This window comes from Pantoea sp. PNA 03-3 (assembly GCF_003201175.1).
GTDB lineage: Bacteria > Pseudomonadota > Gammaproteobacteria > Enterobacterales > Enterobacteriaceae > Pantoea > Pantoea stewartii.
In genome coordinates this window covers 277,913-302,018 of record NZ_QICO01000005.1, presented here as the reverse complement: position 1 = coordinate 302,018, position 24,106 = coordinate 277,913, and the positions used below count along the sequence as shown (strand labels likewise).

The following is a 24,106-nucleotide window of genomic DNA, read 5'->3' as shown; positions in this document are numbered from 1 at the left end:
CATTATCTGTGCCATTCGCGCCTCATTAAGCGGAATGTCGTAAGTAATACGTGCGCCCCAGGCATCAGGGGCCTGGGGATCGTGACGGACTTTGTCGAATACCAGTAGCCGGGTACCCAGGTTGAAGCCTTCGGCAAGATCGTGGGTGACCATAAACACCGTCATACGGGTTTCACTCCATAGTTGAAGCAACAGCGCATGCATATCTTTGCGAATGCCGGGATCCAGTGCGCCAAAAGGTTCATCAAGCAACAGCACGCGCGGTTGCATAATGAATGCCTGGGCAATCGCCAGCCTTTGCTGCATGCCGCCGGAGAGCTGCGCCGGATATTTATCCAGCGCATTTCCCAGCCCCACCTTCTCCAGCATCGCGCGCGCCTGCTGGCGGGCCTCGCGTTTCCGGGCACCAAACAGGCGGCCAAACAGCGGGGAAGCAGGTAACTCAAGTCCCGTCGCGACGTTATCCAGGACGTTGAGATGGGGAAACACGGAGTAGCGCTGAAACACGACGCCGCGGCTACGGTCTGGTTCTGTTGCCAGAGCCTGGCCATCCAGCGTGATCTCTCCCCGGGTAGGTTTCTCCTGACCCAGCAGCAGGCGTAAAAATGTCGACTTTCCGCAGCCCGATGCACCGACCAGGGAGCAGAATTCACCCTCTTTAACCTGCAAACTGATACGCTCCAGCACCACATGATCGCCGTACTCCTGCCAGATATTCCTGATGCTGATAAAACTCATTTCCGGCCTCCTTCCGCCCAGGGGAAACAGGCGTTGTGCAACCTGCGCAGGCCCAGATCCATCAGCCATGCCAGCAGCGTGATCCAGATGACATAAGGGATAATCACATCCATCGCCATGTAACGCCGCACCAGGAAAATGCGATAGCCGAGCCCGGCGGTCGCCGAAATCGCTTCAGAAGAGATTAAAAACAGCCAGGCCGATCCCAGCAGCAGACGTAGCGAGGTAATAAGCCGCGATAACAGCTGCGGCAGGACCACCCGCAGCACAACCGTCCAGCTATTCGCCCCCAGGGTTTGCGCTTTGATAAAGAGTTCTGCCGGGATTTCCCGCGCCCGGTGTTCAAGATCGCGCGCGAGCATCGGCGTAATGCCAATGACGATAAGCATCACTTTTGACAACTCATCCAGGCCGAAAACAATAAACAGCACGGGCAGAATCGCCAGCGGCGGAATCATGGAGACAACCGTCAGCAGGGGTGACAGGGCGGCGCGGGACAGCGGGAACACCCCTGCGGCGATACCCAGACACAGGCCGATCAACGAGGAGAGCGCCAGTCCCAGCAGCAGGCGGCTCAGGCTGGTAAACGTATCGGTCCACAGCAGGTATTCACCACTGCGCTTATCCGGCGTGAAGGCCATCCGGTCAATGGCATCAATCATCTGCGACAGGCCGGGCAGCAGTTTGTCCTGCGGATTGGCTTCGAGCCGCACCGCCGACCCGATAAACCAGGCGGCGATAATCAGCACGAAGGGCAACAGCATTAGCGTCAGGCGCATGCCCTGGCGGGGATAGCGGTTGATGAGGCGCATGGCACGAGCTCCCGTGGTCAGTGGTTACAACTTGCCCGCGGCGGCCAGCTTCAGATAGCTGTCGTCGAAGCGCAGCTTGCTGTTAGCCCTGTCGCCAATGGTGACGTTGCCCGGGAACGTCATGCCGATAAAGTCAGCGCTCTGTGCGCCCTGGCCCAGCAGCCCTTTATCAAAGGAGAATGTCGCCACGCGCTGCATGGTTTTTGGCAATTCCGGGGAAGAAATAAAGGCCAGGGTTTCGGCAGGTGTCCAGAACAGGTGGGTCGTTTTCAACTGGGCCTGATAGCCCGCAAGGTCGGTACCGGAATCAGCAGCCATCTCACTCAGCACTTTCGTATCGCCTGCGTGCATTTTTGCCATCATTTCAAACCAGGCTCCGGTCAGCGCTTTGCCGAGAGCCGGGTTATCTTTCAGCGTCTGGGTGTTCACCACCATCATGTCGATAAGTTCACCGGGGACCTGGGAGGAGCTGAACACTTCAGTGGTTTGTGGCGTCTTTTTAATGACGGACAGTTGCGGGTTCCAGGCGACCACCGCCCGCACGTTGCTGGTGCCAAAGGCCGAGACGATATCCGCATCCGAGGTATTGACGACCTTCACGTCCTTTTCCTGCAGTCCGGCTTTTTCCAGTCCGCGAACCAGAAGATAGTGCGATACCGACAGCTCAGGTAAATAGACCGACATGCCCTTCAGGTCGCTGAGTTTTTTATTCACCCCTTTCAGGACTATACCGTCGTTGCCATCGGAATAGCTGCCGGTGATCAGCGCAGTCGAATCCACGCCGCCTGCCGCCGGGATAGTCAGCGCATCCATATTAGTCATGGTGCAGCCGTCAAACTGTTCCGCTGTATACTGGTTAATGGATTCGATGTAGTCGTTGAGTTGAACGATATTGATTTTGATGCCGTATTTGCTGGCCCATTTATCAATAATTTTTTCATTACTGATGGTGCCCCAGGGCATCCAGCCCGCATAGATCGTCCAGCAGATGTTGAATTCTTTTTTGACCGCGGCGAAGGAAGGAAAGCTAATCAGCAAGATCAGTGACAGCAAAAGCGTGCGGATGAACGACGTTGTTTTCATGGTTAACCTCTGGTTGGCACAAAAAAGGAGCAGCGCGACACCTCACGGTGCTGCTGTCTCCCGGGCTTTTGTCCCGCCGTGTAACCTCGCAGAGGTCGCCAGCTCTCGGACCAGACATTCACCTGCGTGAACCGGAACCCTAGCCAGCTATTGCTATCAGATTATGTGTTGCGCTGCGTACTGTTCACAGTTTTGCAATTGACGTGCCAGAAATCATGTTGCCAGAAATCAGGCAATTACCCGATTTTCAGGCCGCGAAGCACCAGAATGATGAGTAATGAATGTGCGTTGCACACTCTCGGTGCCGGTACAGAACAGAAAGACGAAATGGGGTGACATCGCACGTAACCGCATCTGTTTGCCTGACTTAAGGTGTGGTGGCTGGGGCATTTGACTCAGAGCTGAATGTCATCATCATCCCATTCACAACGCAGGGTAAATCTCGTGCTTTTTTTACGGCAGGATAATCCGGAATACACTAGAGTTAACTGATTCAATTACCAGTAAAACCCATGACCATGCACTCTTCCTTTGGCTCAAATCTTTTCGCCCGGTTGCGCCTGCTCATCTCTGTCGTTGCGGGTATCGTCTGCTATTTTTTACTGCCCGAACAGTTGGGGCAAATGCAGCGACTGTTGATAAGCTGGAACGTGCTGGCGTGGCTCTATCTCTGGTTTATCTGGTTTCGTATGTTACGCACTGCGCCTGATCAGATTAAACGAATCGCCCAGATGCAGGATCAAAGTGCCGCACTGGTACTGGGACTGGTGATTGTAGCCTGTACGATCAGTATGGTGGCCATTATGAGCGAGCTTCCCACGCTGAAAAGCCTGACGGGCACACCGCGGGCCCTGCATTTGCTTCTGACCGCCATAACGCTCATCGCCTCCTGGGCTTTACTGCCCAGCGCGTTTGCCATGCATTATGCACACCAGCACTATTTGCATCGTAGCAGCAGCGTTACCCCGATGATCTTTCCAGAGAAACCTGCGCACCCGGCTTACTGGGATTTTCTCTATTTCTCTTTTACCATCGCGGTGGCTTCTCAGACCGCCGATGTGGCAACGGGCACAACAGAAATGCGAAAACTCGCCCTGCTGCAGTCGGTCATCTCTTTTATCTTTAATCTGACGATTCTGGGGTTATCTGTAAACGTGGCCGCCAGCCTGCTGAGCTAACGTGCGTCACGAAAGGGAGAGAAGAGATTACCTGCGGTGAAAGCCTGATCTGCCCTACACCTGTCCGCTGACGGACGGTGTAGGGAGGCGAGATTTACTGCTGCCCTTGCTGCTTAGCATCCGCCTCTTTTTGTTTTTTCTTCGCCATATGATGCCCAACCGCACAGCCAGCCGCCGCACCCGCTGCACCGTGGTTTTTCATATGCCCGGCAACGCCACCGACGGCTGCACCTTTCAGGCACCCTTTCGCTTCGACCTGAGTACTCATTGCCATGAGCAGACCTGCGGTAATAACAACAATCGAAAGTTTATGCATCAATTTGACTCCGTAACGATTATGAAAATGATTTACCTTTATTGAGCGTAGCGATGTTGTACGTTTTTGCCGTTCAGGTTCTGTTACGTTTATGCGACGTTTAACTTTCATTAAAAATCTTATTTCGCCGCAAGGCGAAAAAATCAACAGACGGATAAAGTCGGCGAGAACGGGCATGGTTAAGCCTGGCGGAAAAAGCGATTAACCGGGATCGAAACCCATCTCAACGCTACCTGTTGCGAAATAAGCCTGTCTGTTTTGCTTTAAAAAACAGTCAAAGCATGCTCAGAATAGGTGACTTAAATCAGGCTGCGATCCCACGGCGTCTGGCAGGTGAGATGACATCGTAACTGCCTGCATTCACAAGAAAAAACGCCGGATGCGCCGCCCGCTCTGGATAACCTGGCTTGCTGGTGTTTAATTCAGGAGAATGACATACCGCAAATAATAGCGCCTTAAGCTTTCGCCTCGTGCAATTACAGGTATGTTCGATACCGTTTTTTGGTAAATCCTTAATCATCGTGATTGCGTCAAATAGAGTGATATCCGCTAAAGGGCTGTCATAACTAAAAGGGTTAATTCATCACCAGTGCCTTCTTCAAATCCATCCCGCGATTTTGTTTATTGCAGAACAGATAAACGAACCCGTTAACTATCGCCGGATACCGTTAAACGTGATCCTTCTTTTTTGTTGATAGCCCTACGCCAGTTTCAGTCCGACGATGTCGTGTGGCATTAAGTCGCAAAGTGTCGGGAAAACCGCACACTGCGCCCTTAGCCTCTGTACCGAACGCGCCGTGACCTTGCCAGGCATATTCTGCTTTAAAGACGACGTTGAATGAGCAGAAGTTTCATACGCAGGAAATTAAAACGCGCTTTGTTTTTCTGGTTTTGTTTACGCTAAGGGCAACGTGCAATGCCTGCCATAACCGTGACAATCGCTCAGGAAGAAAAAATGAAAGTACAAAAACTTGAACAACCTGCTTCGATCAGCACTCTCGAATCCTGGGGTACCGTTGAGGGATTACCTGGTTCACCTGAAATCGTGATCGCCGGGCTGCAGAAAGTCATCCCGGGTCATGAGAGTATTGATATGGGCATTTTTGAATGTTCGCCGGGCAGCTATCGTCGCGGCGTAAAGCAAGCGGAGATGATGCACTTCCTTTCCGGAACGGGATCTTTTACTGCTGATGGCGAAACACCACAGCATTTCAAACCCGGCGATACGTTGTTTTTTGAAGCAAACACGGAAGGCACATGGGTTATGGACACGACCATGCGTAAGCTCTACGTGATATTTGAAACCCCTTAATGACGCCGACGAACAGACTTTTTGGTTGCCCGGATAACGGACAATCAGGACAACATAAAGTCTACGGCATCACGGGCATGAAGGCTGGTGGTATCAAAGACAGGCAGAGCGCTTTGCGCCTCGGGAACCAGCAGACCGATTTCCGTGCAGCCGAAAATCACCGCCTGCGCGCCCTGATCGCGCAGCTGCGTGATCACATCAAGATAATACTGGCGTGCGCTTTCGGTAAATTTTCCCATGCAGAGTTCATCAAAAATGATGTGATTGAGGGTGGCGCGCTGCTCCGCCTCCGGCACGATCGTGTTAATCGAAAACCGTTGCTGTAACCGCCCCAGATAAAAATCCTGCTCCATCGTATAGCGGGTGCCCAGCAAGGCGACTCGCGTCATCCCTCTGGCTGTTATCGCCCTGCCCGTGGCATCGGCAATGTGTAAAAAGGGAAGATTGCAGTGGGCTTCTATATCGTCGGCAACCTTGTGCATCGTATTGGTACACAGCACGATGGCTTCGGCCCCGGCAAGTGCCAGTCCCCGGGCGGCTTCACCCAACTGCTTGCCTGCCTGTGCCCAGTTGCCCTCACGCTGACAGACTTCAATATCGTGAAAATCGACGCTGTGTAACAGCAGTCGTGCCGAGTGTAATCCGCCCAGTCTTTCCCGAATACCTTCATTGATGAAGCGGTAATAAGGCAGCGTGGATTCCCAGCTCATCCCACCGATCAGTCCGATTGTTTTCATGTTCATCCTGTGTGCATACCGTGCAGGTTCAGGCCCGCCTTACGCGTGCGCAGGCCTGAATGCAGGTTTAATGGTCTGCCGCAGCAATAAGGCCATCAGGTTTTTTTACCTTTTTCGCTGGCCTGCTGCAGTGCCGTGATAACGATGCCCGGGGTTAACACCTGCGGCAGAACGACAGGTTTTCCGCCATCCGCAGGGTAAACGACATACAGCGGCAATCCGCCGCGACCAAAGTCGCTGAGCGCCTGTTCGACATCAGGATTGTACTTCGTGGAGTCCGCAATCATATAGATGGTGTCCGTGCGCGCCATGGCTTGCTTAACCGCCTGCGTCGACAGGGAGGTGCGCTCGTTAACCTGACAGGTAATGCACCATGAGGCCGTAAAATTGACCAGAACGGGTTTGCCCTGACCTTTTATCGCCTCAACATTTTGAGGTGTCCATGCCACCGCGGCCGCGGCAACGGTATCGGGCGAATCCGGCGTTGTCGTGGCGGTTTTCAATGTTAACAACGGCGGAATTAACAGAACGACCATGGCGGCTGTAGCGATGTGTAATGCCCAGTGCCGCCTTCCCATCATCTGTCGCTTTTGCGCCATACCATACAGCCAGGCGGCAAAACTCAGCACCAGGCAGCATGTCAGAATGGCTGCCAGGGCTGTCGAACCCGCCTGACGCTCCAGTACCCAAATCAACCACCCCGCCGCCCCCAGCATGGGAAAGGCGAGCCCGTGTTTGAGCGTGATCATCCAGGCACCCGGCGCAGGTAGCAGGCGGGCAAACACAGGGAAAAAGGAAATTAGTGTGAACGGTGCTGCAAACCCCAGCGCCAGTGAAAGGAAAATAACCACACTGATAACGGGAGGTTGCGTAAAGGCATAGCCGATGGCGCTGGCCATAAACGGCGCGCTACAGGGCGTGGCGACGACGATGGCCAGCGCTCCGGTGAGTGCCGATCCGGTTAGCCCTCCCCGCTCGCCTCCGACTTCACCCGCCCGCTGAAGGGATAAGCCAACCTCAAACAGGCCGAACAGGTTGAGGGCCGATGCCACCATGATTAGCACCAGTAAGGCTATCACCAGCGGCGATTGCAACTGAAAACCCCAGCCGACGGAAGCGCCCCCCATTCTTGCCAGTAACAGCACACTGACCAGCAGCACCATCGTGACAACCACACCCACCAGAAAAGCCAGCCCTTCGGCTCGCGCATGTGCGGGTTGGGCATTGTGGCGCAGCAGACTCAGGGCCTTCAGCGAGATCACCGGGAATACACAGGGCATGAGATTAAGAATAATGCCGCCCAGAAACGCGGCGGCGATAGCAGTCAACATGATGGCGCTGTCCAGATGTGAGATTAAGCCGGGTTAGCCTGACGGTATTTTTTCACGGCATCCAAGGTCTTCTGAATATGGGCCTCTGGATTTTTATCGGTGTAACTCAGCAAAATTTTGCCATCCGGCGCAATAACATACGATGTGCGATCAGACAGAGTTTTGCCTTTCATTTCCATCGTACTTTTGTATTCGGCCGCCACTTTGGCACCCGGATCGGCGGCGACGGTGAACTTATCGCGACACTCAAGCTGAGAGAATTTCGCAATCTGATCGGTATTACCTGCGGTCACGCCAATTACCGTTGCGCCCTGCTTTTTAAACTCATCGGTTGCTTCCGCAAAAGCATGCGCTTCCAGCGTGCAGCCGGCGCTGAACGCCGCCGGGAAGAAATAAAGTACAACCGGTCCTTTTTTCAGTGCCTGCTGTAAGGAGAAGGTCGTTTCTTTACCTGCCAGAGCCGCTTCCAGTTTAAAGTCCGGTGCGGTTTCTCCTGCGGCCAGCGCAGCAAACGCAGAAGTCACAGGCAGGCTTAACGCCAGCAGCGTCGCTGCCGTCAGCATTTTCAGGCGCTTCATTTGATGCATTCTTTTTCTCTCCATCGGCAAACAGGCAACAGTGCCTTATGCACATTAATACTAGATTCACTGGCAAAAAATGGAAATATTTAGCCGCATGGCCGGGCGGACAGAAAGGTCATCCACACGTACCCGGCAGATAAAATAAGATAGTCATATAACCGTTCTAATAGATATGCGGTTAGTAAGATAAATGTGTGACAGAGCGTAACGGTCCGCCGGTCACGCCCGTGCAATATATCCGACCTGATAAGCACGAGCCGGACAAGTGACGGCCTGCGGTGTTCGCCATAAGGTGAATGTCAGGCGCCGCCAGCCGCAGGCGTCCAGTGCGGACACTCGTGCCAGCGCGTTGTCCAGCGGCCGATGGTGAGTCAGTAGCGCGAGATCGCTGTAAGGTTGTACGGGGCTGATTTCACAGACGGCCCAACTCGCCTGGCTGATAGCCGTCGATATGTCGGCAGACAGCACCGGAAAGGTATCAATACGCGGCCAGCCAAAGGCTTGCGTCAACCTTTTGAACCCCTCGCTGGCTAAAAAGCGGTGCATACTGTCCGCATCCTGCCAGAGATAAAACGGGGCATAACTGTTTTCCTGGCCGTTCATATCGGCGCCCTTCTGCCAGGCGTAAAGATAAGCTTTAAACAGCAGGCCTGGAAAGCCATCCATTTTTTTGCCGTTGTCAGCAATCCTGCGCTGAATGATTGTCATATCGTAGTCAGCGGGAAGAACAAAACGGTACTGCATCGCCAGCATATTTTTTCTCCTCAGCGTGATGAGATATCGGCCAGACTAAACACCTTGCCGTTGCCAAATGACCAGTCCTCGGGGTCACTGAAATTCACGACAATCATGACGTCAGCCGGATTAATGCCAATCGCCTTTACCAGACGTGCATTCAAATCTGCATAAAAAGCCTGCTTTTGTGCGAGGCTACGCGCTTTCCCTGCCGTAATGTGAAACAGAAGGAAGTCATCACTTCGGCCCGTCTGCGCGCTGCACAAATAGTGCCGGTCAAAAATACGTGTATGCCGGTGATAACTGTCAAAGAACTGAAAACAATCCCCATGCGGCACAGAAAAAGAGGTCTCGAATGCGTCCTGTAACGCCGTGGAGATAGCCTCACGCCACTGTTCAATACGGTGTTCAGATATCGCAATACGACTGACGGGCATAGATATTCCTTACTCTGAGAGCGTGTTTTTAAAAACCGTGAGGGCGGAAACAGCCGCCGGCCAGCCGCAATAAAAGGCCAGGTGGGTCATCATTTCCGTGAGCTCAGCCTCAGAGAGGCCATTCTTGCGAGCCAGTTTCAGATGCCAGCTCAGTTGTTCGGGTCGGTTTAACGCAATAAGCGCACTGACAGTAATCAGACTTCTGTCTCGCGGTGAAAGCCCGTCGCGCTGCCAGATATCGCCAAATAAAATGTCTTCACTCAACGCTGCCAGCTTGGGCGCGATCTCAGCCAGATTTTCGCGCGTTAACGGTATGGGGTTCATTTCTCTTTCCTTCTGGGGGTGTGATAAAAAGATAAAAGGCGGCGATGATTTATAAAATCAGAAATATTGGGACAAACAGTCCCGTTTTATGGGATGAATAAGAATGGCGAAAAGGCCCGTGACGTTTGATGCAGAAAGCCTGCGTACGTTTGTGACCGGTATTGAACTGGGGAGCTTTGCGTCTGCCGCGCAGCGCCTGGGCCGATCAACCTCGGCGGTGAGCGCTCAGCTAAAGAAACTGGAATACCAGGCGGGAGCAGCGCTGGTGCAGAAGTCAGGACGGCATCTGACGCTTACCGCGCAGGGCGAGATTATGCTTGCCTATGCGCGCAGGCTGATGAGCCTGAATGACGAAGCCTGTGCCGCCATCAAGGCCAGCGGGATTGGCGGAGAAGTGCGGCTGGGTTTGCAGGAAGATTTTGGGGAAACATTACTGCCTGCCGTTCTGGGTCAGTTTTCGCGTGCGCATCCCGACGTGCAAATTTCAGCATCCGTGAGCCGCAATCAGCCCTTGCTTACCGCAATACGCCAGCACGAGATTGACGTCGCCCTCTGCTGGCAAGGCGAGGAGTCGACGGCGCACAGTCAGTCACTTGGCGCGTTGCCGCTCAACTGGATCAGCGTAAAGGGTTTTGATGTCCAGAGTCTGCTGGAGGCTAAACAACCACTACCCTTGCTGGTCTTTGACGCGCCCTGCCTTATGCGTAGCGCCGCCACTGCGGCGTTAGACAGGGCAAATATTCCCTGGCGCATTGCGTTCACCAGCCGCAGTCTGAGCGGAATATGGGCCGCCGCGGAGGCGGGGCTGGGTATTACCTTGCGGACACAGATGGGCTTACCGTCTTCGCTAACGTTGCTGACATCAGCTCTGCCGGAGATGGGCACGATTGGCGTCAGCCTGCACTGTGCTGAAAAACCGTTATCCCCTGCAGCCGCATCACTCTGCGAGTCGATCAAAGCGCACTTTGCTGGCCTGTGACGGACCGGAACGCTTTACTTCAGGCGCGGCATCACTGGTGTGAGTCGCTAATCAGTGCAAAGAATTCACCCCGCCAGATGAATGAACAAGGTGATAGTGGTGAAGAAACTGGGGGTTTTCCTTATTAGACTGCACGTTAATCTCTGCCCTGCTGCCGCTTCTCGTTACGCTGTCACGGATAGCACACACTTCTGGCGGGCCGATGAAAGCGGGTTTTCCGCGAAAAGGTATGTCCGCAGATTATCTGCTGCTAACGCTATTTTGCCGCGAAAGTTGATGCCGGCACCCTGGCAAAAAATCGTTAGAGTATGATGTAACTAAAATGCATAACACAGCGCTGTTCGCGTTTCCCCTGCATCAGACACCCTGAACCCGCACCCACAAAACGCTAGCCCCGGCTGATTTCTCCACCAAAACCGGACACCCTGAGTTGGTCACCCGTGATATCAACCCACGCAAAGGGCACCGCTGTGGGGCCATCCAGCATGCCTTTCAGGGTGAAAAATTCCGTCCCGTCGATACAGGCATAACCTCCACGATGATCGTGCCCGGCAAAACAGGCGCGTACGCGATAACGTGTGAATAACGCCACCAGCGCGGGGGCATTCATCAGGCGGTGCGTGGTTACGGGTGCCAGCGGATAGTGGCCAAAAACAATCACGCTTTCCCGTGACTGTTGGGCAGCCTGTAGCTGCTGTTCAATCCAGTTGAATTGTTGCCTGCCAACGGCACCGTTCCAGGGCTGCGCCTGAGGCTGTTGGTCATGTTGCAGTTGCGCTAACAAGGCTGCGGCCTCTTCACGATCGCGGCCGTTGAGGGTATTACAGTACAGGCTCATATCGTTGCCATCGTAAACAACAAAGCGCCAACCGTTAAAACGGAAAGCGTAATAGCCTTTGGGTAAGGGAGCCTGATTATCTAGTCGTTCAGCGATGGTCTGCGCATCATGGTTGCCCAGTACCACAGCATGCGGATGCTGTAACCGGGCAAACACCGGCAGTATGGCGGCATAGCTTTGCCAGTGGCGATCCACCAGATCGCCCAGCGTCACCACAAAATCCAGCGGCTCCGCGTTGAATGCCTTGATGGCCTGGCTGAGTTTATTAAGGCCATTGCGGTAGTAAAGATTGTTGCTGATATCCGGGTCCACATCAGCATACTGAGGATCGGCAAGCAGACCAAAACGGATGCCATTATCTCTGACGGGCAACGCACGTAACGATGGCGGCTGATACAGCGACGCAATATCCGCCAGCAAGGTACGTTGTGACGGGCTGAGAGTGTGCGGCGTTAACATGTTATTTTCCTTAGCGAATGCCTGCGCGCATAAATGACTGGATAAACTGGCGCTGGAACACCAGAAACAACAGCAACAGCGGCAGCGTTGTCATGATCGTTGCCGCCCCAATCAGTGCCCATTGCACGCCCTGCTCCGGTGCCGAAAATAACTGCAGTCCTACCGTCAACGGACGGACTTTTACAGAATCCGTAATAACCAGCGGCCACAGAAAATCATTCCAGTGGAAACTAATGGAGACCAGTGCAAAAGCGATATAGATTGGCCTGGCCAGCGGAATATAGATTTTGCGCAGGATATAAAACCGACTGGCGCCCTCTACAATGGCCGCTTCTTCCAGCACCACAGGGATGCTTTTAAAGGTCTGGCGCAGCAAGAAAATCGCAAATGCTGAAGCAAAATACGGCAAGGCAATGCCGGTCAACGTATCGCGCAAGCCCAGCGCACCAATGGTTTTGTAATTATTCAGGATCAGGACATCCGGGCTTATCATCAGCTGTAACAGGATAAGCGCGAACAGAAAACCCGAATATTTCAGGCGAAACCTGACCAGCGCGTACGCCGCCATCGTGGCCAGGATAAGCTGACACACCACAATCATGACCACCAGCAATATGGTATTCAGGAAATAGCGGCCAAAGGGCGCGGCGTGCCAGGCATCCGTGAAATTTTGTAGCGTCAGGGGTGCCCACAGCGAGAAGCTTCCCTGATCGGCCGCCGGGTGAACCGCTACCCACAACGCCACCAGTATCGGTAACAACCACAGCAGCGCCGCCAGCCAGATAACCATATTCAGGCACAGTCGGCCCGCAGAGAATTCAGGCTTCATTGATAGTGCGCTCGCTTATCCAGCAGGGAAAATTTCAGCACCGCAATCAGGGCTAAAATCAGCAGCAATACGACGGTCATCGCCGCTGCAGCAGGGAGATCCCAGTAGCTGAATGCCGTACGGTAGATATAAAACAGTAACAGGCTGCTGCTGTTGTCCGGGCCACCGTTGGTCATCGCAATCACCTGATCGACGATACGAAATGCATTCATCGAGGCATTAATCAGCACGAACAACGTTGTCGGCATCAGTAGCGGCCACTGGACGCGGCGAAAAAAATACCCCTTTGACGCCCCTTCGATTTGTGCAGCTTCGCTGAGGCGCGGATCGATCTGCTGTAACGCAGCCAGATAAAAAATCATAAAAAAACCAGCCTCGCGCCAGACAGAAACGGCCATCAGGCACCCGAGCGTCGTGCCGGGTTCGCCGAGCCAGTTAACCGGTGCGACAGAAAACAGCGCAAGCAGCTTATTCAGAAGTCCCAGTTGTGGTGTGTAGAAAAACAGCCACAGATTGGCGATGGCTATCATCGGCAGCAGAGAGGGAATAAAGAAGGCTGCACGCACAGCGGCGTTACCCGCCAGCCGTCGGTTAACGGCCAGGGCCATCAGTAACGCCAGGGAAACCGCAAGCGGTATAGTGATCAAGGCATACAACAGGTTATTCCACAGCGACCGGATAAACACATCATCATCCAGCAGCGCAGCGTAGTTATCCAGCCCGACAAAGTGGGCCGGATGACCTGCACGGGCAGCGCTGAACAGGCTTTCCCACACCGTTGCCAGCGCAGGATAATGGGTAAACAGCAGCAGAAAACCCAGCGCCGGTAAAATCAGCAAATAGCCACACAGCTGAAGTGAACCGCGCCGCACACGCGGTGCGGGCGTTGCTGTTGCCGCCATGTTCATCGCCATCCCCTTACTGATAGGCCTTCAGTAAACGATCGGCCTGCTTCTGTGCCGCTTCCAGTGCCTCAGCCGGGGTTTTAGACTGCGTCACCGCCGCCTCAATGGCATGGTTCAGGGCTTCCTGTATCTGCACACTGTTGTAGGTAGAGAGTTCAGGCTGGGCATATTTCAGTTGTTCACGAGCGACCAGCGCCTGAGGAACCTGCTTCACATAGTCTTGCATCGCTGGCGTTTCCCATGCTGCCGGGGAGGTAGCGACATAGCCTGTCGCAATACTCCAGCGCGCCGCCTGCTCTGGCGCGGTGACCCAACGGATAAATTCCATGGCGGCTTTTTGCTGTTCCGGTGAAGCACTTTTGAAAACATAGAGATTACCGCCGCCCGTTGGGCTGCCGCGCTGTGTTTTTTCAGGCAACATGGCAACACCAAACGGGAATTTGGCATTTTTGCGCACCACGCTCAGGTTGCCGGTGGTGGTAACCATCATGGCCGTTTTGCCACTGAGGAAATCCTGTGGCGTCGTGCCCCAGGCAATCGCGCCTTTCGGGGAAACGCCCGCCTTCTGGCCTAAATCGGTCAGCCATTGCAGCGTTTCGACATTGTTGGGCGTATTAAAATAGACCGCCGTGCCCTTGCCGTTATCCAGATGCGCGCCGTTCGTGGCCGCAAAGCCCTGGAAAACCCAGTAACCATTGGGCGTCGTCGGGATTTCGATGCCCCACTGACTGACGTTATCGCCGTCTTTCACGACCAGTTTTTTACCGAAATCCACCACCTGCTGCCAGTTCGCAGGCGCTGTATCAGCAGCCAGACCCGCTTTTTCAAACGCCTGTTTATTCCAGTACAGCACCACCGTCGAGCGCTGAAAAGGCACGCCCCAGACTTTGCCGTTGATGTGGCGCAAAAAAGCGGGGTAAAAGCTGTCGATCCATTTTTTACCGGCGTCATCCTGAGCCAGATCGCTGGCCGCAACAATAGCCCCTGCATCCATCAGAGAGTAGGCTTCGATATCACCAATGACCGCCATTTGCGGCGCATTCCCGCCACGAAAGGCGGTTAAGGCTTTCGTAACCGTTGTGGCGTAGTCACCGGTATAAACAGGCTGAATGCTGACCTCAGGATGAATTTTTTCGAAATCGGCCACCAGCGCTTCCACGGTATGGCTGATCGCCCCACCGACCGCGATAGGGTAATACATTTGCAGTTTGACCGGCTCGGCGGCAAAGACTGCCGTGCTCGTCGCGATAAGTAAGGCTGAAAGCAAACGTGACAGACGAATGGCTGGCATGATTTTCCCTTAGGTAAAAGTTAAACGGCGTATTGTTTGAAAGAAGCAGACATCTGCTGTTCAGCGTGTAAACAGCGTTTACCGCTCGCAGTGGAAAACAGGTATTGCTTATCGACAGGCCATTGCAGCCCGGTCAGATGACCTTCGTTAAAACGTTTCATGCCCGGCACGGTAACGGTTAAAACGGCCTGGCTGCCTGTTAGCTGACAGACCACTAACGTATCAGCGCCCATGTATTCGTAGTTCACGACGTTGGCAGTCAACCCCGCACTGTGAGGATCAATGAACTGGATATCTTCCGCCCTGATCCCCAGACTGAGCGCCGTCTCAGACGACTCGCTGACCACAGGCTGAGTGAGCTGGCTCAAAAAGTGCCTGCCGTTGACAGAGGTCAGCGGCAGAATATTCATGGGCGGCGCACCGATAAACTGCGCCGCAAAAATACTGGCCGGATTGTTATACAGGTTGTCTGGCGTATCATGCTGCTCAATCCGGCCGTCATTCAGCAGAATGATGCGGTCAGCCATGCTCATCGCTTCCGTCTGATCGTGGGTGACATAGAGCATCGTCAGGCCCAGCGCTCTCTGCAGCGCACGAATTTCGCGACGCATACTTTGGCGCAGTTTCGCGTCCAGGTTAGAAAGGGGTTCATCCATCAGGCATAAGGTGTTGTTGGCAATCACGGCACGTCCGAGTGCAACGCGCTGTTGTTGGCCGCCCGAAAGCTGTGCAGGTAACCGATCCAGCAACGTCTCCAGTTCCATTAATTTGCTGACGCGGCTCAGGCGGCCAGCAAATGTCTGCCTGTCCTCGCCGCGCGCTTTTAAACCAAACAGCAAATTTTCGCGAACGCTGAGATGCGGAAACAGCGCATACGACTGAAAAACCATCGAAAGTTTGCGATCTGATGGCGGCAGGTGCGTGATATCGCGATGACTGAAACTGACCGTTCCCTCATCCGCGGTTTCCAGTCCGGCGATCGTCCGAAGCAGCGTCGACTTACCGCAGCCTGACGGACCTAACAGCGCTACAAAGGTTCCTTCTTCCGCTTCGAAACAAATGTTATCCAGAGCAGTTTTTTCGCCCCAGCGTTTAGTGATGTTGTGAAGCGCCAAATGGCTCATAGCTTCGCCGCTCTGCCAATGAGAATGGCAGTAAGCTAGCGGAGCAAAATGAAAGATTTATGGCTGAAAAGTGTCAGCAGAATGACAGAACGTGATGTGATTATGGCGGCTAACGGTTCTGCAAGGTGCAGAGACGGTTAAGCGTTGTGCCGACAGGCTATCGACGCCCTTCGTGTCGTGCTGCTGACAGGACCTGATCTGATTCGTTTGAAGGCAGTTAACCTGTTTTGGCGGGTGAAAGCCAGTACGGTTAAAGAGCACAGCGCACTCTTTTGTTATCCTCACGACACGATTTTTAAAGGATGATGTCAGGAGAGATGATGAGCGAGATAATTAACCTGTTTACCCGTCACAAAAGCGAACGCAGCTTCACCGATCAGCCGGTCGATGATGCCATTCTGGATCGCATAATCAGCACTGCTTATCGCGCGCCTACCTCCGTAAACTCACAGCAGGTTTCTCTGGTGGTGACACGCGATCCGGCTAAACGCCAGGCTATCTCGCAAATCGCGGGCGGCCAACCGTGGATCGCTAAAGCCCCTGTCTTTATCACTGTGGTGCTGGATATGCATAAATCACGGATGGCGATGGCCGCCGTAGGCAAAGAGCAAATTGCCCAGCAAAGCATTGAAAGTATTGTTTCTGGCTCGACGGATGTGGGTATTGCCCTGGGAAGCATCATGGCTGCAGCCCGTTCAGAAGGGCTGGGCATTGTGCCGATTGGTGGTATCCGCCGCGATCCTGACGCCATGATCGAACTGCTTAACCTGCCAGAATATACCTTCCCGGTCGCAGGTGTGGTTATCGGCTATGTTGATCAACCCGCGTTTCAGAAGCCACGCCTGCCAATGCAGACTTTCCGTCATGAGGAAAGCTACCATACCGAAGGCCTGGAACAACAGATTGCCCACTATAACGCCGAGATGGTGCAGCACTGGAAAGATACAGGCCGCGCCGACGGCGAAAGCTGGAGTGACAGCGTGAGTGGCTATTACCAACACATCTATTTCCCCAAAGTCCTGCCCGCACTGCATAAGCAAGGCTTCGGTAGCGACAAGTAAGACACCACTGCCCGGTGCTGATCCGGGCAGCGGCACTGAATGGCGCGACGTTACAGACTAGCACCGTTTCGCCCTTCGTGTTTTGTCCGGTACAAGGCATCATCCGCACGCTTGATCAGTGATTCTGCATGCTCTGGCCCTTCGCCAGCCTCCGTAGCCGCCACCCCCGCACTGAGCGTAACGCAACCCGTTGTGAGCCCCGTTGAGACATGAGGTATAGCCTGTTGTCTGACGCTCTCGACCACACTTAAGGCAACGGTCAACGCATCCCGGGCCGACGTATCGGCCAATACAATCGCAAATTCTTCGCCGCCATAACGGGCCGCAATATCCGTGCGACGTTGGGCAAACGTTTTCAGTATCTGGGCGACCTGCTGTAAGCATTCGTCACCTGACACATGGCCATAAGTATCGTTGTAGCGTTTAAAATAGTCGATATCGAAAAGGATCAGCGACACCGGCCCGCCGCTGCTGCGCGCATGGAGCAGGCTTTTTTTCAGGAATTGATCGAAATAGCGACGATTTGCCAGCCCTGTAAGCCCGTCCGCGTTTGCCAGACTCTTCAGCGACTGATTCGCGGCGGTGAGCTCATCGCGAAGATGCGTCAGTTCAAGTTGATAACGCAGGCTGCGCCTGGCTTCATTCCGGATAAATATCCAGAGCAGAATAATGCCCACCAGCAATACAAGGCTCAGTAAAACCCCCTGCACGCGGCTTTGCATCCACTCTAAAAAAAGCCGTTTGGTATCAAATCCCGCAGTCACAACTACCGGATAACGGCTGGAGCTGACAAAACCAAATATTCGCTTTTCGCCATCCAGTTCGGCTTTCCACTGGCCGCTTCCGCGCTCGGCATTGGCTAATAACTGATGGAAAAGTGGACTGGAGGAGAGGTTTTTGCCGATATAGCTGTCTGGCAAAGGGCGCGCATACAGCACCGTACTGTCTGCCAGCATAAGCACCAGTAAATCCTGCGGGCCGATAACAAAGTAATCGTAATAATGGCGGAAATAATCAATGCTAATCGTGGCGAGCAGCACACCTTTGAAGCCGCCATAGTCGTCATTAATCCGTAAGGATACCGGGATGACATAGCGTCCCGAGCTGCGGCTGCGGAGCGCCGGACCGACATGCACGCTGCTACGAAGATTATGTTGATGGAAAATAAAATACTCCCGGTCAGCATTGTTATTTCCTTTGGGCATCTCAGTAAGCGAACTGGCTATCCATCGCCCTTGTGAGTCAAAGTAAAACATGTCCTCCAGTTGAGGAAGGCGACTTTGTAAGGTGCGCATGATGTTATTGACTTCCGCCACGTCAATATCCGTTCCGGGCTGGGACTGAATAACGCGCTGTACCTCGCGCAGAGAAAGTTCGATTTGCAAAAAGGTATCTTCTGCCTGACGGGCCTGTGCGACAGAGAGATCAATCGCACGCTCCTCGGTTGACCGGACGGTTCTCTGCCAGTCCATGTGCAGCGTCCAGGCATTAACCACAATCACGCCCAGCGTCAGTAAACTACAGGCCAGTGTTATGCTTCTGAGCAGCGGGGAAAGGCGCATCATTGCAGCATCTTTTTTACGACGTAATTCCATGCCGGTTTACCGTTTTTTCGCTATGGGATACCGCAACATATCAGAAATAACATGTTAACAATGACAACCACACAGGCCATTTCTGCCAACTGTGTTTAGTGTAGATGACGGTTACGCTTTCACGCGCATGCTGTGCATGTCAGCGAGAGGAAAGAGAATCTTCTCCGGCGGTGGAAGCATAATGCGGCAGGGCGAGTGAGCTGATTATCAGGTTTCCCCTCTGCCCTCAGAGACAGAGGGGAAGATGCCTTAACGTCGACGACGCCACCACCAAAACAGCCCCCCAATGACCACCAGCACGCCTGCGACCATCGCCCCCCGGACCAACGGCAGCAGCAGTGAAGGCTCACCGCCCTGACGCAATGCTTTCACGCGCGCCGGAGTGATGCGCACTGCACTGTTGCCGATGTCCTGCATCACGTAGTTCGTGACATCGGCAATTTGTGTGTCATTTAAGGTCTTGGCAAAACTGAGCATGCCCTGCCCTTTTGCAGGCCAGACACCGTCCAGTATGACCATCGCCACGTTATCCGCATTGGGTTTCTCCAGTACCGGATGTTTGGTTAAGGCAGGCAGGCCGTTAAGTCCCTGTCCTTCCAGGTTATGGCAGGATGCGCAGTTATTACGGTAAATCTGCTCGCCGTCCGTCATATCCGATAACATATCAGGTGTATCGTCCCCGGTGACGGGCGTCAGACCGACAGTGGGCTCCTCGCTGTCGGCATCGGCATCCGTGCTGTCGTCTTCGTGATCGACAGCAGGCAACAGGTAGGTCGCGATAGCGGCCCGATCGTCCGGCGTCATCCGCGAAAAACTTTTGTCGATGGCTTCCAGCATCGGACCGGCCGCCGTTGCACCATTATCGGCGTGACCGCTGGCGAGATAGGCTGCCAGCGACTCGCGTGACCACTGATCGTCACTTTGTAACGCAGCAGACGTAATCGCTGGCGCATACCAGGTCCCGAGAGAAGCGCCCTGTAACGATTTATCCGACTCCTCCGCCATCAGGAAATTACGTGGCGTATGGCAGGTGCTGCAGTGGGTTAACCCTTCCACCAGATACGCGCCGCGATTCCATTCAGCAGACTGGCTGGGATCGGGAGTAAAAGGCTTGCCGTCAAGGAACAGAAGATTCCACGCCGCCATGCTGAAGCGGAGATTAAACGGAAACGGCAACGCCGTTTTTTCTGGCTGTGTATCATCTGCTTTTACACCGTACATAAAATAGGCATAAAGCGCGGAGATATCGCTGTCGTTAATCCGGGCATAGGCGGTATACGGCATGGCCGGATAAAGATGGCTGCCATCCGCGCGAATGCCCTTGCGTAAGGCATCGGCAAACTGCTTCTCACTGTAGTGACCAATGCCTGCCGTTTTTGAAGGCGTAATGTTGGTACTGAAGATGATCCCTAACGGGCTGCCAATCGCATGACCACCGGTAAACGGTGCTTTGCCCTCTTCTGTATGGCAGGCCGCGCAGTCCCCGGCTACGGCAAGGTATTCTCCCCGCTTAATAAGATCGCGCTGGCTTTCGGCATGCACAGTGGTCTGCATGAGGCTGAGCATAAGGGCAATCGGCGGCACCAGGCGCCTCAGTAACTTATCCATGCTGCGTCTCCTGCAAAATTTTATCAGCCGTGCGCAACGCAAGCGCCATGGCGGTCAGTGTGACATTACAGGTTCCGACCGTGGGCATCACGCCAGTGCCCACCATAAACAGGTTTTCATGATCGTGCGCCCGTCCCCAGGCATCCGTGACGCTGGTAGCGGGATCCAGGCCCATCGACAACGTGCCAGTAATATGTTGGCGATTAGAAAATTTGCCGCTTTTACTGTGGCGAATATTGGTCGCGCCCAGCTTTGCGGCAATCGCGTCATAACATTCACGTGTTTTCGCCGTGCCCTTTTGCACATACTCGTCCACATTCCAGTACAGTGCCGGGGTAGGCAGCCCAAGAGCATCTTTGTTACTGCTTAACGTGACGCGGTTGGTGGGATCCGGGAGCTGTTCCAGGGCATTCTTTATGCTGAGACGACGTGCCGCACGGAAGCGAATCTGTTCCTGAAGTTTTTTGCCAAAATAGCCTTCCTCCAGCACTTCTTTCGTCACCGCGGCGACCTGCGAGGCATTGGAAATATCCAGACGGAATGGCGCGTGTTCACGACGGAACTCACCGTCCCTGAACTGCCCGATTGAGCACGGGCTGACGGGGCCGCGTCCGGGCCAGATCTCTTCATCCACATCAAACGTCACGCCAATCGCGGGGTGATCGCAGAGGTTACGGCCCACAGTGTCCCGGGCATTGCCGATGCCCTGTGGGAATCTCTCGCTGGTGGACATCAGCAGCAGCTTAGGCGTTTCAATCGCATTGGCCGCCAGAACAAATGTCTGCGCCGTCACGCGATGGCGTGTTTTATTCCAGTCATAATAGTTTGCGGCCACAATCCGCCCCTGCGCATCGTGCTCAAGTTGATAAACGACAGCTTCAGTGATTACCTGTACGCCGCTGTCTTCCGCCTGCTGAGCGGCCAGGCCACCGTGATACTGCGCGTCAATGGGGCACACGGGCATGCAGTTATTGTTTCCACAGCAGGCCGGTCGGCCATCGTAACTTCGGCTGTTGCGGCCGGTACTGTCATCCAGTACGGTGAAGTCTGGCGCGAGTCGGGCCGTGACACGTTGCTGCAACCAGGAGGCTGGCACCCGTTCCATCGGAAACGGCTTACTGCGAGGCGAGCCGTTGTCCGGCGATCCGCCGACGCCAGCGATGACTTCGGCTTCATAGTAATAAGGTTCCAGATCCTGATAGCTAATCGGCCAGTCTTTTCCCACGCCATACAGCGAATGTTGCTGAAAATCATTCGGGACAAAGCGCCACAACTGAGCCGCCCAGTGCCAGCTGGTGCCGCCAAAAATACGAATATATTGCGCATTAAATGCCTGAGGACCCAGTTGCTGCAGATAATCATTGGGTTCTGGGGTATAGCGCGGTTGGGGTGCCATCGGTGAAAAGGGGTACGGTGACATAAAGTCAGACTTAAAGGCAGAACTGCGGAAGCGCTCCACCAGTTCTCCACGGCTGACCTTAGGTCCGGATTCAAGCAGGATAACGGACTTTCCGGCTTTCGCCAGACGCGTCGCCAGCAACGCACCATTCACGCCTGCACCGATAACGACCACATCAGCCGAATTATTCTTCTTCATGGGTAACATTACTCTTGAAAAGGGTCACGGTTGGCTCGCCCAACTGCCACAAACGCCATAGGAGAAGCTCGGTGGAACCAGTTTGTCGTTAACGACCCGATTCGCAAGCGTGTTGATATAGGTGATATAGCGCGCATTTTTGCCTTTGCCGACAATGCCGGTATACCAGCTGCTCAGAATCGCCCCGGCCAGTCTGGCGCTCGCCGCCTCAGTTTCAGCAAACTGCAGGCGTGCCTGTTGTAGCAGGTCGGGCTGATGCGTTAACAGGTTGCTGAGATGAAAAAGTGCCGCGCTGAAGTTTTTCTGCGTCTGACTGAACGCATCAAACAGCGCACTGCCTACCGTGTCATTGAGCTCATTCTGTTGTGTCAGTTGCTGTGAAACCTGCATAAACACATCAAGGGCATCTGCCTGCATGTTCGGTTGTGCGGCGTTGAGAGGCGCCAAAGGGAACAGATGGCCGGTCGCACTGGCCACAGCGACAAGCCCAACCATCTTCAGCACGCGTCGGCGTGAATAGTGATTCATCATATTATCCAGTCAAAAAGCTGCCTTTCTCTGGCAGCAAATCCTTCTTTGGCATACGAATAGTGTGTTGCCAGAATGCATTGCGTCCTGGATGCTTTGCCTTACGTCATCGCTAAACTTGACGAAGTGATGACTGCGACGACCTGCTCTGATTAACTCTATCGACAAGCCAGCCACTGTCCTTTACGTTACGCATGCAAGAAATCTTTTTCCTGTTAGCGGCAAACCCAGCATGATGCTTTGTGATCCTTCAACAGCGCCTGGACAGCGTTATCCTGTTGGCAGTCGTTAAACCAGATGGTTATTTGGGTTATGAATATATTAAATGGATAGTAAACAAATTTGATACGAAGCGGTACTGACCGTTGAGACGGGTGAGGTGTGTGAACCTGTTACGTCAGGCTGTCCTGCGCGTTGTGCCGGCGGCAAGCTGATCTCTTTTTCCAGTCGGTTATTTAGCCAGCCAGACAAGGCTTTATTTTTGTGTGAGAATCCCGGCAGGAAACATGCCAGGCTCAGCAAAAGGATCGGGCAACCGACGCCCGTCCAGAACGCAATTGCCAGCAACACGATGGCGGCACCGCTGATGGGACGACGGATGTTATCAAGACAGGCAAATGCAGCTCAAAAAAGTCGACAAACTCACGTGACAGCGTCACACGGATAGCAATCGTTGAGGCATTACGCTTCGCGTTGCGCCACGACCACCGGCACCGCCAACTCTACATAGATCCGTGCAAAAATTCGGGTTTCCACGCTACGCCTTGCCGCACCGTTTCCCACATTGTAAAGGCCATTACCGCATGAAGCATGGCCTGGAGCGCATGTCCGGTGATAATGGCACTAATCGCGAACCCGGCTAACAGCGGGTAAAGCAAACAGGAGACATTTTCCGCCATGACCCGCAACAGGGTGAGAGTCAACTTTTTACTGTGACGTCGCCCCAGCGTTTTCAGGGTTGCAATGGCGGTATGTGGCGCGGTATTCGGTAGTGTCGCTCTGGAAGAACGCATGATTTTCTTTTCGTAAACTGTTAAAACTGAGCGTTCGCTCAAGTACCAGCGCATCATAATTGCGTGATTGCTTAAAGTTAATTCAGGAGTCAGGATGCAAGCATCAACCCAATCCGCCGGGGAAACACTGAAAGAAAAAATTCTGGCGGGCGCCGTCGCGCTTTTTCTTGAAAAGGGGCTCGAAAAGGCCACCACACGCGAGCTCACCGCGACGCTGGGCATTTCACGCAGTCATATCTATCACTATTTTCCTGACTGGCACACGCTGACCTTAACGGCGCTGGAGCGCTTTATGCAGGGCGAACTCGACGACTTCGCCCGTGAACTGGCCGCGCTGGATCCTGAGCAGCAACTATACTGTTTAATCGAAGGACATATTCCTGATGCGGCGGATTCCGGCTGGCAACTTTATGCTTCAGTGTGGCAGATGGCTGGCCATCACGATGATTATGCCGGACTGGCCGATAAAATTACGGCCGGCTGGGATGCCCTGCTCTGTCGCATTCTTGAGGCTGGCGTCGCACAGGGATACTTTCGGATTGAGGATGTTGCGCGCAGCGCGCGTCAGCTCAACGCCATGCTGAATGGCTATGCCGATCTGCTTAGTATTAAGTCTTCGCCTGAGAGAGTCGAGCAGGTGATGTCTGATATTCATCACTTTGTAAAACTGCTGCGTTAACCGCATCCGCAACAAC

Annotated in this window: 25 protein-coding genes, 1 pseudogene and 1 riboswitch; of the genes and pseudogenes, 5 read left to right on the top strand and 21 right to left on the bottom strand. The window is 53.9% G+C overall.

Annotated features, from left to right (window positions below; all coding sequences use genetic code 11):
* From C7433_RS16190 to C7433_RS16180, 3 genes are all read right to left on the bottom strand, one after another.
* Positions 1-738, bottom strand: a 738-nt coding sequence (locus tag C7433_RS16190; protein WP_110268552.1) for an ABC transporter ATP-binding protein, incomplete at its 3' end; no start/stop codon positions are given.
* On the bottom strand, positions 735-1,550 hold the full coding sequence (locus C7433_RS16185) for an ABC transporter permease (RefSeq protein WP_110268551.1): 816 nt from the start codon (positions 1,548-1,550) through the stop codon (positions 735-737). The genes C7433_RS16190 and C7433_RS16185, both read right to left, overlap by 4 nt.
* Before the next feature lie 24 nt (positions 1,551-1,574).
* Positions 1,575-2,633 carry a putative urea ABC transporter substrate-binding protein gene (locus tag C7433_RS16180; protein ID WP_110268550.1) on the bottom strand — a complete coding sequence of 353 codons (1,059 nt, stop codon included), beginning with the start codon at positions 2,631-2,633 and terminating at the stop codon, positions 1,575-1,577.
* Between the two features lie 55 nt (positions 2,634-2,688).
* A riboswitch (guanidine-I (ykkC/yxkD leader) is annotated at positions 2,689-2,787 on the bottom strand.
* A gap of 364 nt (positions 2,788-3,151) precedes the next feature.
* Between C7433_RS16180 and C7433_RS16175 the strand changes: the two genes are divergently transcribed.
* The gene (locus tag C7433_RS16175; protein ID WP_039339618.1) at positions 3,152-3,811 is read left to right on the top strand and encodes a DUF1345 domain-containing protein; all 660 of its coding nucleotides are present in this window, start codon (positions 3,152-3,154) and stop codon (positions 3,809-3,811) included.
* Between the two features lie 94 nt (positions 3,812-3,905).
* Here C7433_RS16175 and C7433_RS16170 read toward each other — a convergent pair whose 3' ends face one another.
* Complete coding sequence (locus C7433_RS16170; RefSeq protein ID WP_033742263.1) at positions 3,906-4,127, bottom strand: hypothetical protein; 222 nt, start codon at positions 4,125-4,127, stop codon at positions 3,906-3,908.
* A 955-nt stretch (positions 4,128-5,082) separates the two neighbouring features.
* Here C7433_RS16170 and C7433_RS16165 point away from each other — a divergent pair.
* A complete protein-coding gene (locus C7433_RS16165) occupies positions 5,083-5,439 on the top strand; it encodes a cupin domain-containing protein (protein ID WP_110268549.1) in 357 nt (118 codons plus the stop codon).
* A 44-nt stretch (positions 5,440-5,483) separates the two neighbouring features.
* Here C7433_RS16165 and C7433_RS16160 read toward each other — a convergent pair whose 3' ends face one another.
* The 6 genes from C7433_RS16160 to C7433_RS16135 form a co-directional block, all read right to left on the bottom strand.
* The gene (locus C7433_RS16160; protein ID WP_006122091.1) at positions 5,484-6,176 is read right to left on the bottom strand and encodes an aspartate/glutamate racemase; all 693 of its coding nucleotides are present in this window, start codon (positions 6,174-6,176) and stop codon (positions 5,484-5,486) included.
* Between the two features lie 95 nt (positions 6,177-6,271).
* Positions 6,272-7,507 (bottom strand): protein-disulfide reductase DsbD, encoded by a 1,236-nt coding sequence (locus C7433_RS16155; RefSeq protein WP_006122090.1) that lies wholly within the window; start codon positions 7,505-7,507, stop codon positions 6,272-6,274.
* 23 nt (positions 7,508-7,530) lie between these two features.
* Entirely contained in the window at positions 7,531-8,094 is a 564-nt protein-coding gene (locus tag C7433_RS16150; RefSeq protein ID WP_033742266.1) for a peroxiredoxin, read from the bottom strand.
* Between the two features lie 213 nt (positions 8,095-8,307).
* Positions 8,308-8,841 (bottom strand): DUF4865 family protein, encoded by a 534-nt coding sequence (locus tag C7433_RS16145; protein ID WP_110268548.1) that lies wholly within the window; start codon positions 8,839-8,841, stop codon positions 8,308-8,310.
* 11 nt (positions 8,842-8,852) lie between these two features.
* Positions 8,853-9,260: a tautomerase family protein gene (locus C7433_RS16140; RefSeq protein WP_058702459.1), complete on the bottom strand. Its 408-nt coding sequence runs from the start codon at positions 9,258-9,260 to the stop codon at positions 8,853-8,855.
* A 9-nt stretch (positions 9,261-9,269) separates the two neighbouring features.
* The gene (locus C7433_RS16135) at positions 9,270-9,584 is read right to left on the bottom strand and encodes a carboxymuconolactone decarboxylase family protein (RefSeq protein ID WP_039339330.1); all 315 of its coding nucleotides are present in this window, start codon (positions 9,582-9,584) and stop codon (positions 9,270-9,272) included.
* A 103-nt stretch (positions 9,585-9,687) separates the two neighbouring features.
* Here C7433_RS16135 and C7433_RS16130 point away from each other — a divergent pair, with 103 nt between their 5' ends.
* Positions 9,688-10,563: a LysR substrate-binding domain-containing protein gene (locus C7433_RS16130; protein WP_058708852.1), complete on the top strand. Its 876-nt coding sequence runs from the start codon at positions 9,688-9,690 to the stop codon at positions 10,561-10,563.
* Between the two features lie 388 nt (positions 10,564-10,951).
* Here the strand turns inward: C7433_RS16130 and C7433_RS16125 are convergent, their stop codons facing one another.
* Genes C7433_RS16125 through C7433_RS16105 form a run of 5 tightly spaced genes read right to left on the bottom strand, consistent with a single transcriptional unit; the run spans position 10,952 to position 16,009 of the window.
* Complete coding sequence (locus C7433_RS16125) at positions 10,952-11,860, bottom strand: metallophosphoesterase (protein ID WP_033742271.1); 909 nt, start codon at positions 11,858-11,860, stop codon at positions 10,952-10,954.
* A 10-nt stretch (positions 11,861-11,870) separates the two neighbouring features.
* Positions 11,871-12,689, bottom strand: a complete 819-nt coding sequence (locus tag C7433_RS16120) for a carbohydrate ABC transporter permease (protein ID WP_033742272.1) — start codon at positions 12,687-12,689, stop codon at positions 11,871-11,873.
* Positions 12,686-13,603 carry a carbohydrate ABC transporter permease gene (locus C7433_RS16115; protein WP_006122086.1) on the bottom strand — a complete coding sequence of 306 codons (918 nt, stop codon included), beginning with the start codon at positions 13,601-13,603 and terminating at the stop codon, positions 12,686-12,688. The genes C7433_RS16120 and C7433_RS16115 overlap by 4 nt, the downstream gene beginning before the upstream one ends.
* 4 nt (positions 13,604-13,607) lie before the next feature.
* Positions 13,608-14,885, bottom strand: coding sequence for an ABC transporter substrate-binding protein (locus C7433_RS16110; RefSeq protein ID WP_110268547.1), 1,278 nt, complete (start codon positions 14,883-14,885; stop codon positions 13,608-13,610).
* A gap of 20 nt (positions 14,886-14,905) precedes the next feature.
* Positions 14,906-16,009 carry an ABC transporter ATP-binding protein gene (locus C7433_RS16105; protein ID WP_110268546.1) on the bottom strand — a complete coding sequence of 368 codons (1,104 nt, stop codon included), beginning with the start codon at positions 16,007-16,009 and terminating at the stop codon, positions 14,906-14,908.
* 320 nt (positions 16,010-16,329) lie between these two features.
* On the opposite strand from C7433_RS16105, the gene C7433_RS16100 reads away from it, so the two are divergent.
* Positions 16,330-17,070, top strand: coding sequence for a nitroreductase family protein (locus tag C7433_RS16100; protein ID WP_054687887.1), 741 nt, complete (start codon positions 16,330-16,332; stop codon positions 17,068-17,070).
* A gap of 50 nt (positions 17,071-17,120) precedes the next feature.
* Here C7433_RS16100 and C7433_RS16095 read toward each other — a convergent pair whose 3' ends face one another.
* From C7433_RS16095 to C7433_RS16075, 6 genes and pseudogenes are all read right to left on the bottom strand, one after another.
* Entirely contained in the window at positions 17,121-18,665 is a 1,545-nt protein-coding gene (locus tag C7433_RS16095) for a sensor domain-containing diguanylate cyclase (protein WP_110268545.1), read from the bottom strand.
* Positions 18,666-18,914: 249 nt separating this feature from the next.
* Positions 18,915-20,273: a cytochrome c gene (locus C7433_RS16090; protein ID WP_110268544.1), complete on the bottom strand. Its 1,359-nt coding sequence runs from the start codon at positions 20,271-20,273 to the stop codon at positions 18,915-18,917.
* On the bottom strand, positions 20,266-21,870 hold the full coding sequence (locus C7433_RS16085; protein WP_033742278.1) for a GMC family oxidoreductase: 1,605 nt from the start codon (positions 21,868-21,870) through the stop codon (positions 20,266-20,268). Before C7433_RS16085 ends, C7433_RS16090 begins: the two co-directional genes overlap by 8 nt.
* Before the next feature lie 24 nt (positions 21,871-21,894).
* Positions 21,895-22,398, bottom strand: coding sequence for a sugar dehydrogenase complex small subunit (locus C7433_RS16080; protein WP_006122079.1), 504 nt, complete (start codon positions 22,396-22,398; stop codon positions 21,895-21,897).
* A gap of 321 nt (positions 22,399-22,719) precedes the next feature.
* Positions 22,720-22,968 carry an ABC transporter six-transmembrane domain-containing protein gene (locus C7433_RS24045; protein WP_255421328.1) on the bottom strand — a complete coding sequence of 83 codons (249 nt, stop codon included), beginning with the start codon at positions 22,966-22,968 and terminating at the stop codon, positions 22,720-22,722.
* Positions 22,914-23,297 (bottom strand): annotated as a pseudogene (locus C7433_RS16075) (ABC transporter six-transmembrane domain-containing protein). The gene C7433_RS24045 and the pseudogene C7433_RS16075 overlap by 55 nt, the downstream one beginning before the upstream one ends.
* Positions 23,298-23,505: 208 nt before the next feature.
* Between C7433_RS16075 and C7433_RS16070 the strand changes: the two are divergent.
* Complete coding sequence (locus C7433_RS16070) at positions 23,506-24,090, top strand: TetR/AcrR family transcriptional regulator (protein ID WP_110268543.1); 585 nt, start codon at positions 23,506-23,508, stop codon at positions 24,088-24,090.
* The last annotated feature ends 16 nt before the right edge of the window (positions 24,091-24,106 follow it).

Excerpts from the sequence above, each read along its gene's own strand:
- C7433_RS16185 (WP_110268551.1), bottom strand. The coding sequence starts at position 1,550 with ATGCGCCTCATCAACCGCTATCCCCGCCAGGGCATGCGCCTGACGCTA.
- C7433_RS16105 (WP_110268546.1), bottom strand. The coding sequence starts at position 16,009 with ATGAGCCATTTGGCGCTTCACAACATCACTAAACGCTGGGGCGAAAAA.
- C7433_RS16095 (WP_110268545.1), bottom strand. The coding sequence starts at position 18,665 with ATGGAATTACGTCGTAAAAAAGATGCTGCAATGATGCGCCTTTCCCCG.
- C7433_RS16115 (WP_006122086.1), bottom strand. The coding sequence starts at position 13,603 with ATGGCGATGAACATGGCGGCAACAGCAACGCCCGCACCGCGTGTGCGG.
- C7433_RS16150 (WP_033742266.1), bottom strand. The coding sequence starts at position 8,094 with ATGCATCAAATGAAGCGCCTGAAAATGCTGACGGCAGCGACGCTGCTG.
- C7433_RS16085 (WP_033742278.1), bottom strand. The coding sequence starts at position 21,870 with ATGAAGAAGAATAATTCGGCTGATGTGGTCGTTATCGGTGCAGGCGTG.
- C7433_RS16100 (WP_054687887.1), top strand. The coding sequence starts at position 16,330 with ATGAGCGAGATAATTAACCTGTTTACCCGTCACAAAAGCGAACGCAGC.
- C7433_RS16120 (WP_033742272.1), bottom strand. The coding sequence starts at position 12,689 with ATGAAGCCTGAATTCTCTGCGGGCCGACTGTGCCTGAATATGGTTATC.
- C7433_RS16145 (WP_110268548.1), bottom strand. The coding sequence starts at position 8,841 with ATGCTGGCGATGCAGTACCGTTTTGTTCTTCCCGCTGACTACGATATG.
- C7433_RS16070 (WP_110268543.1), top strand. The coding sequence starts at position 23,506 with ATGCAAGCATCAACCCAATCCGCCGGGGAAACACTGAAAGAAAAAATT.
- C7433_RS16140 (WP_058702459.1), bottom strand. The coding sequence starts at position 9,260 with ATGCCCGTCAGTCGTATTGCGATATCTGAACACCGTATTGAACAGTGG.
- C7433_RS16175 (WP_039339618.1), top strand. The coding sequence starts at position 3,152 with ATGCACTCTTCCTTTGGCTCAAATCTTTTCGCCCGGTTGCGCCTGCTC.
- C7433_RS16130 (WP_058708852.1), top strand. The coding sequence starts at position 9,688 with ATGGCGAAAAGGCCCGTGACGTTTGATGCAGAAAGCCTGCGTACGTTT.
- C7433_RS16125 (WP_033742271.1), bottom strand. The coding sequence starts at position 11,860 with ATGTTAACGCCGCACACTCTCAGCCCGTCACAACGTACCTTGCTGGCG.
- C7433_RS16090 (WP_110268544.1), bottom strand. The coding sequence starts at position 20,273 with ATGGATAAGTTACTGAGGCGCCTGGTGCCGCCGATTGCCCTTATGCTC.
- C7433_RS16110 (WP_110268547.1), bottom strand. The coding sequence starts at position 14,885 with ATGCCAGCCATTCGTCTGTCACGTTTGCTTTCAGCCTTACTTATCGCG.
- C7433_RS16165 (WP_110268549.1), top strand. The coding sequence starts at position 5,083 with ATGAAAGTACAAAAACTTGAACAACCTGCTTCGATCAGCACTCTCGAA.
- C7433_RS16080 (WP_006122079.1), bottom strand. The coding sequence starts at position 22,398 with ATGAATCACTATTCACGCCGACGCGTGCTGAAGATGGTTGGGCTTGTC.
- C7433_RS16155 (WP_006122090.1), bottom strand. The coding sequence starts at position 7,507 with ATGTTGACTGCTATCGCCGCCGCGTTTCTGGGCGGCATTATTCTTAAT.
- C7433_RS16170 (WP_033742263.1), bottom strand. The coding sequence starts at position 4,127 with ATGCATAAACTTTCGATTGTTGTTATTACCGCAGGTCTGCTCATGGCA.
- C7433_RS16160 (WP_006122091.1), bottom strand. The coding sequence starts at position 6,176 with ATGAAAACAATCGGACTGATCGGTGGGATGAGCTGGGAATCCACGCTG.
- C7433_RS16180 (WP_110268550.1), bottom strand. The coding sequence starts at position 2,633 with ATGAAAACAACGTCGTTCATCCGCACGCTTTTGCTGTCACTGATCTTG.
- C7433_RS16135 (WP_039339330.1), bottom strand. The coding sequence starts at position 9,584 with ATGAACCCCATACCGTTAACGCGCGAAAATCTGGCTGAGATCGCGCCC.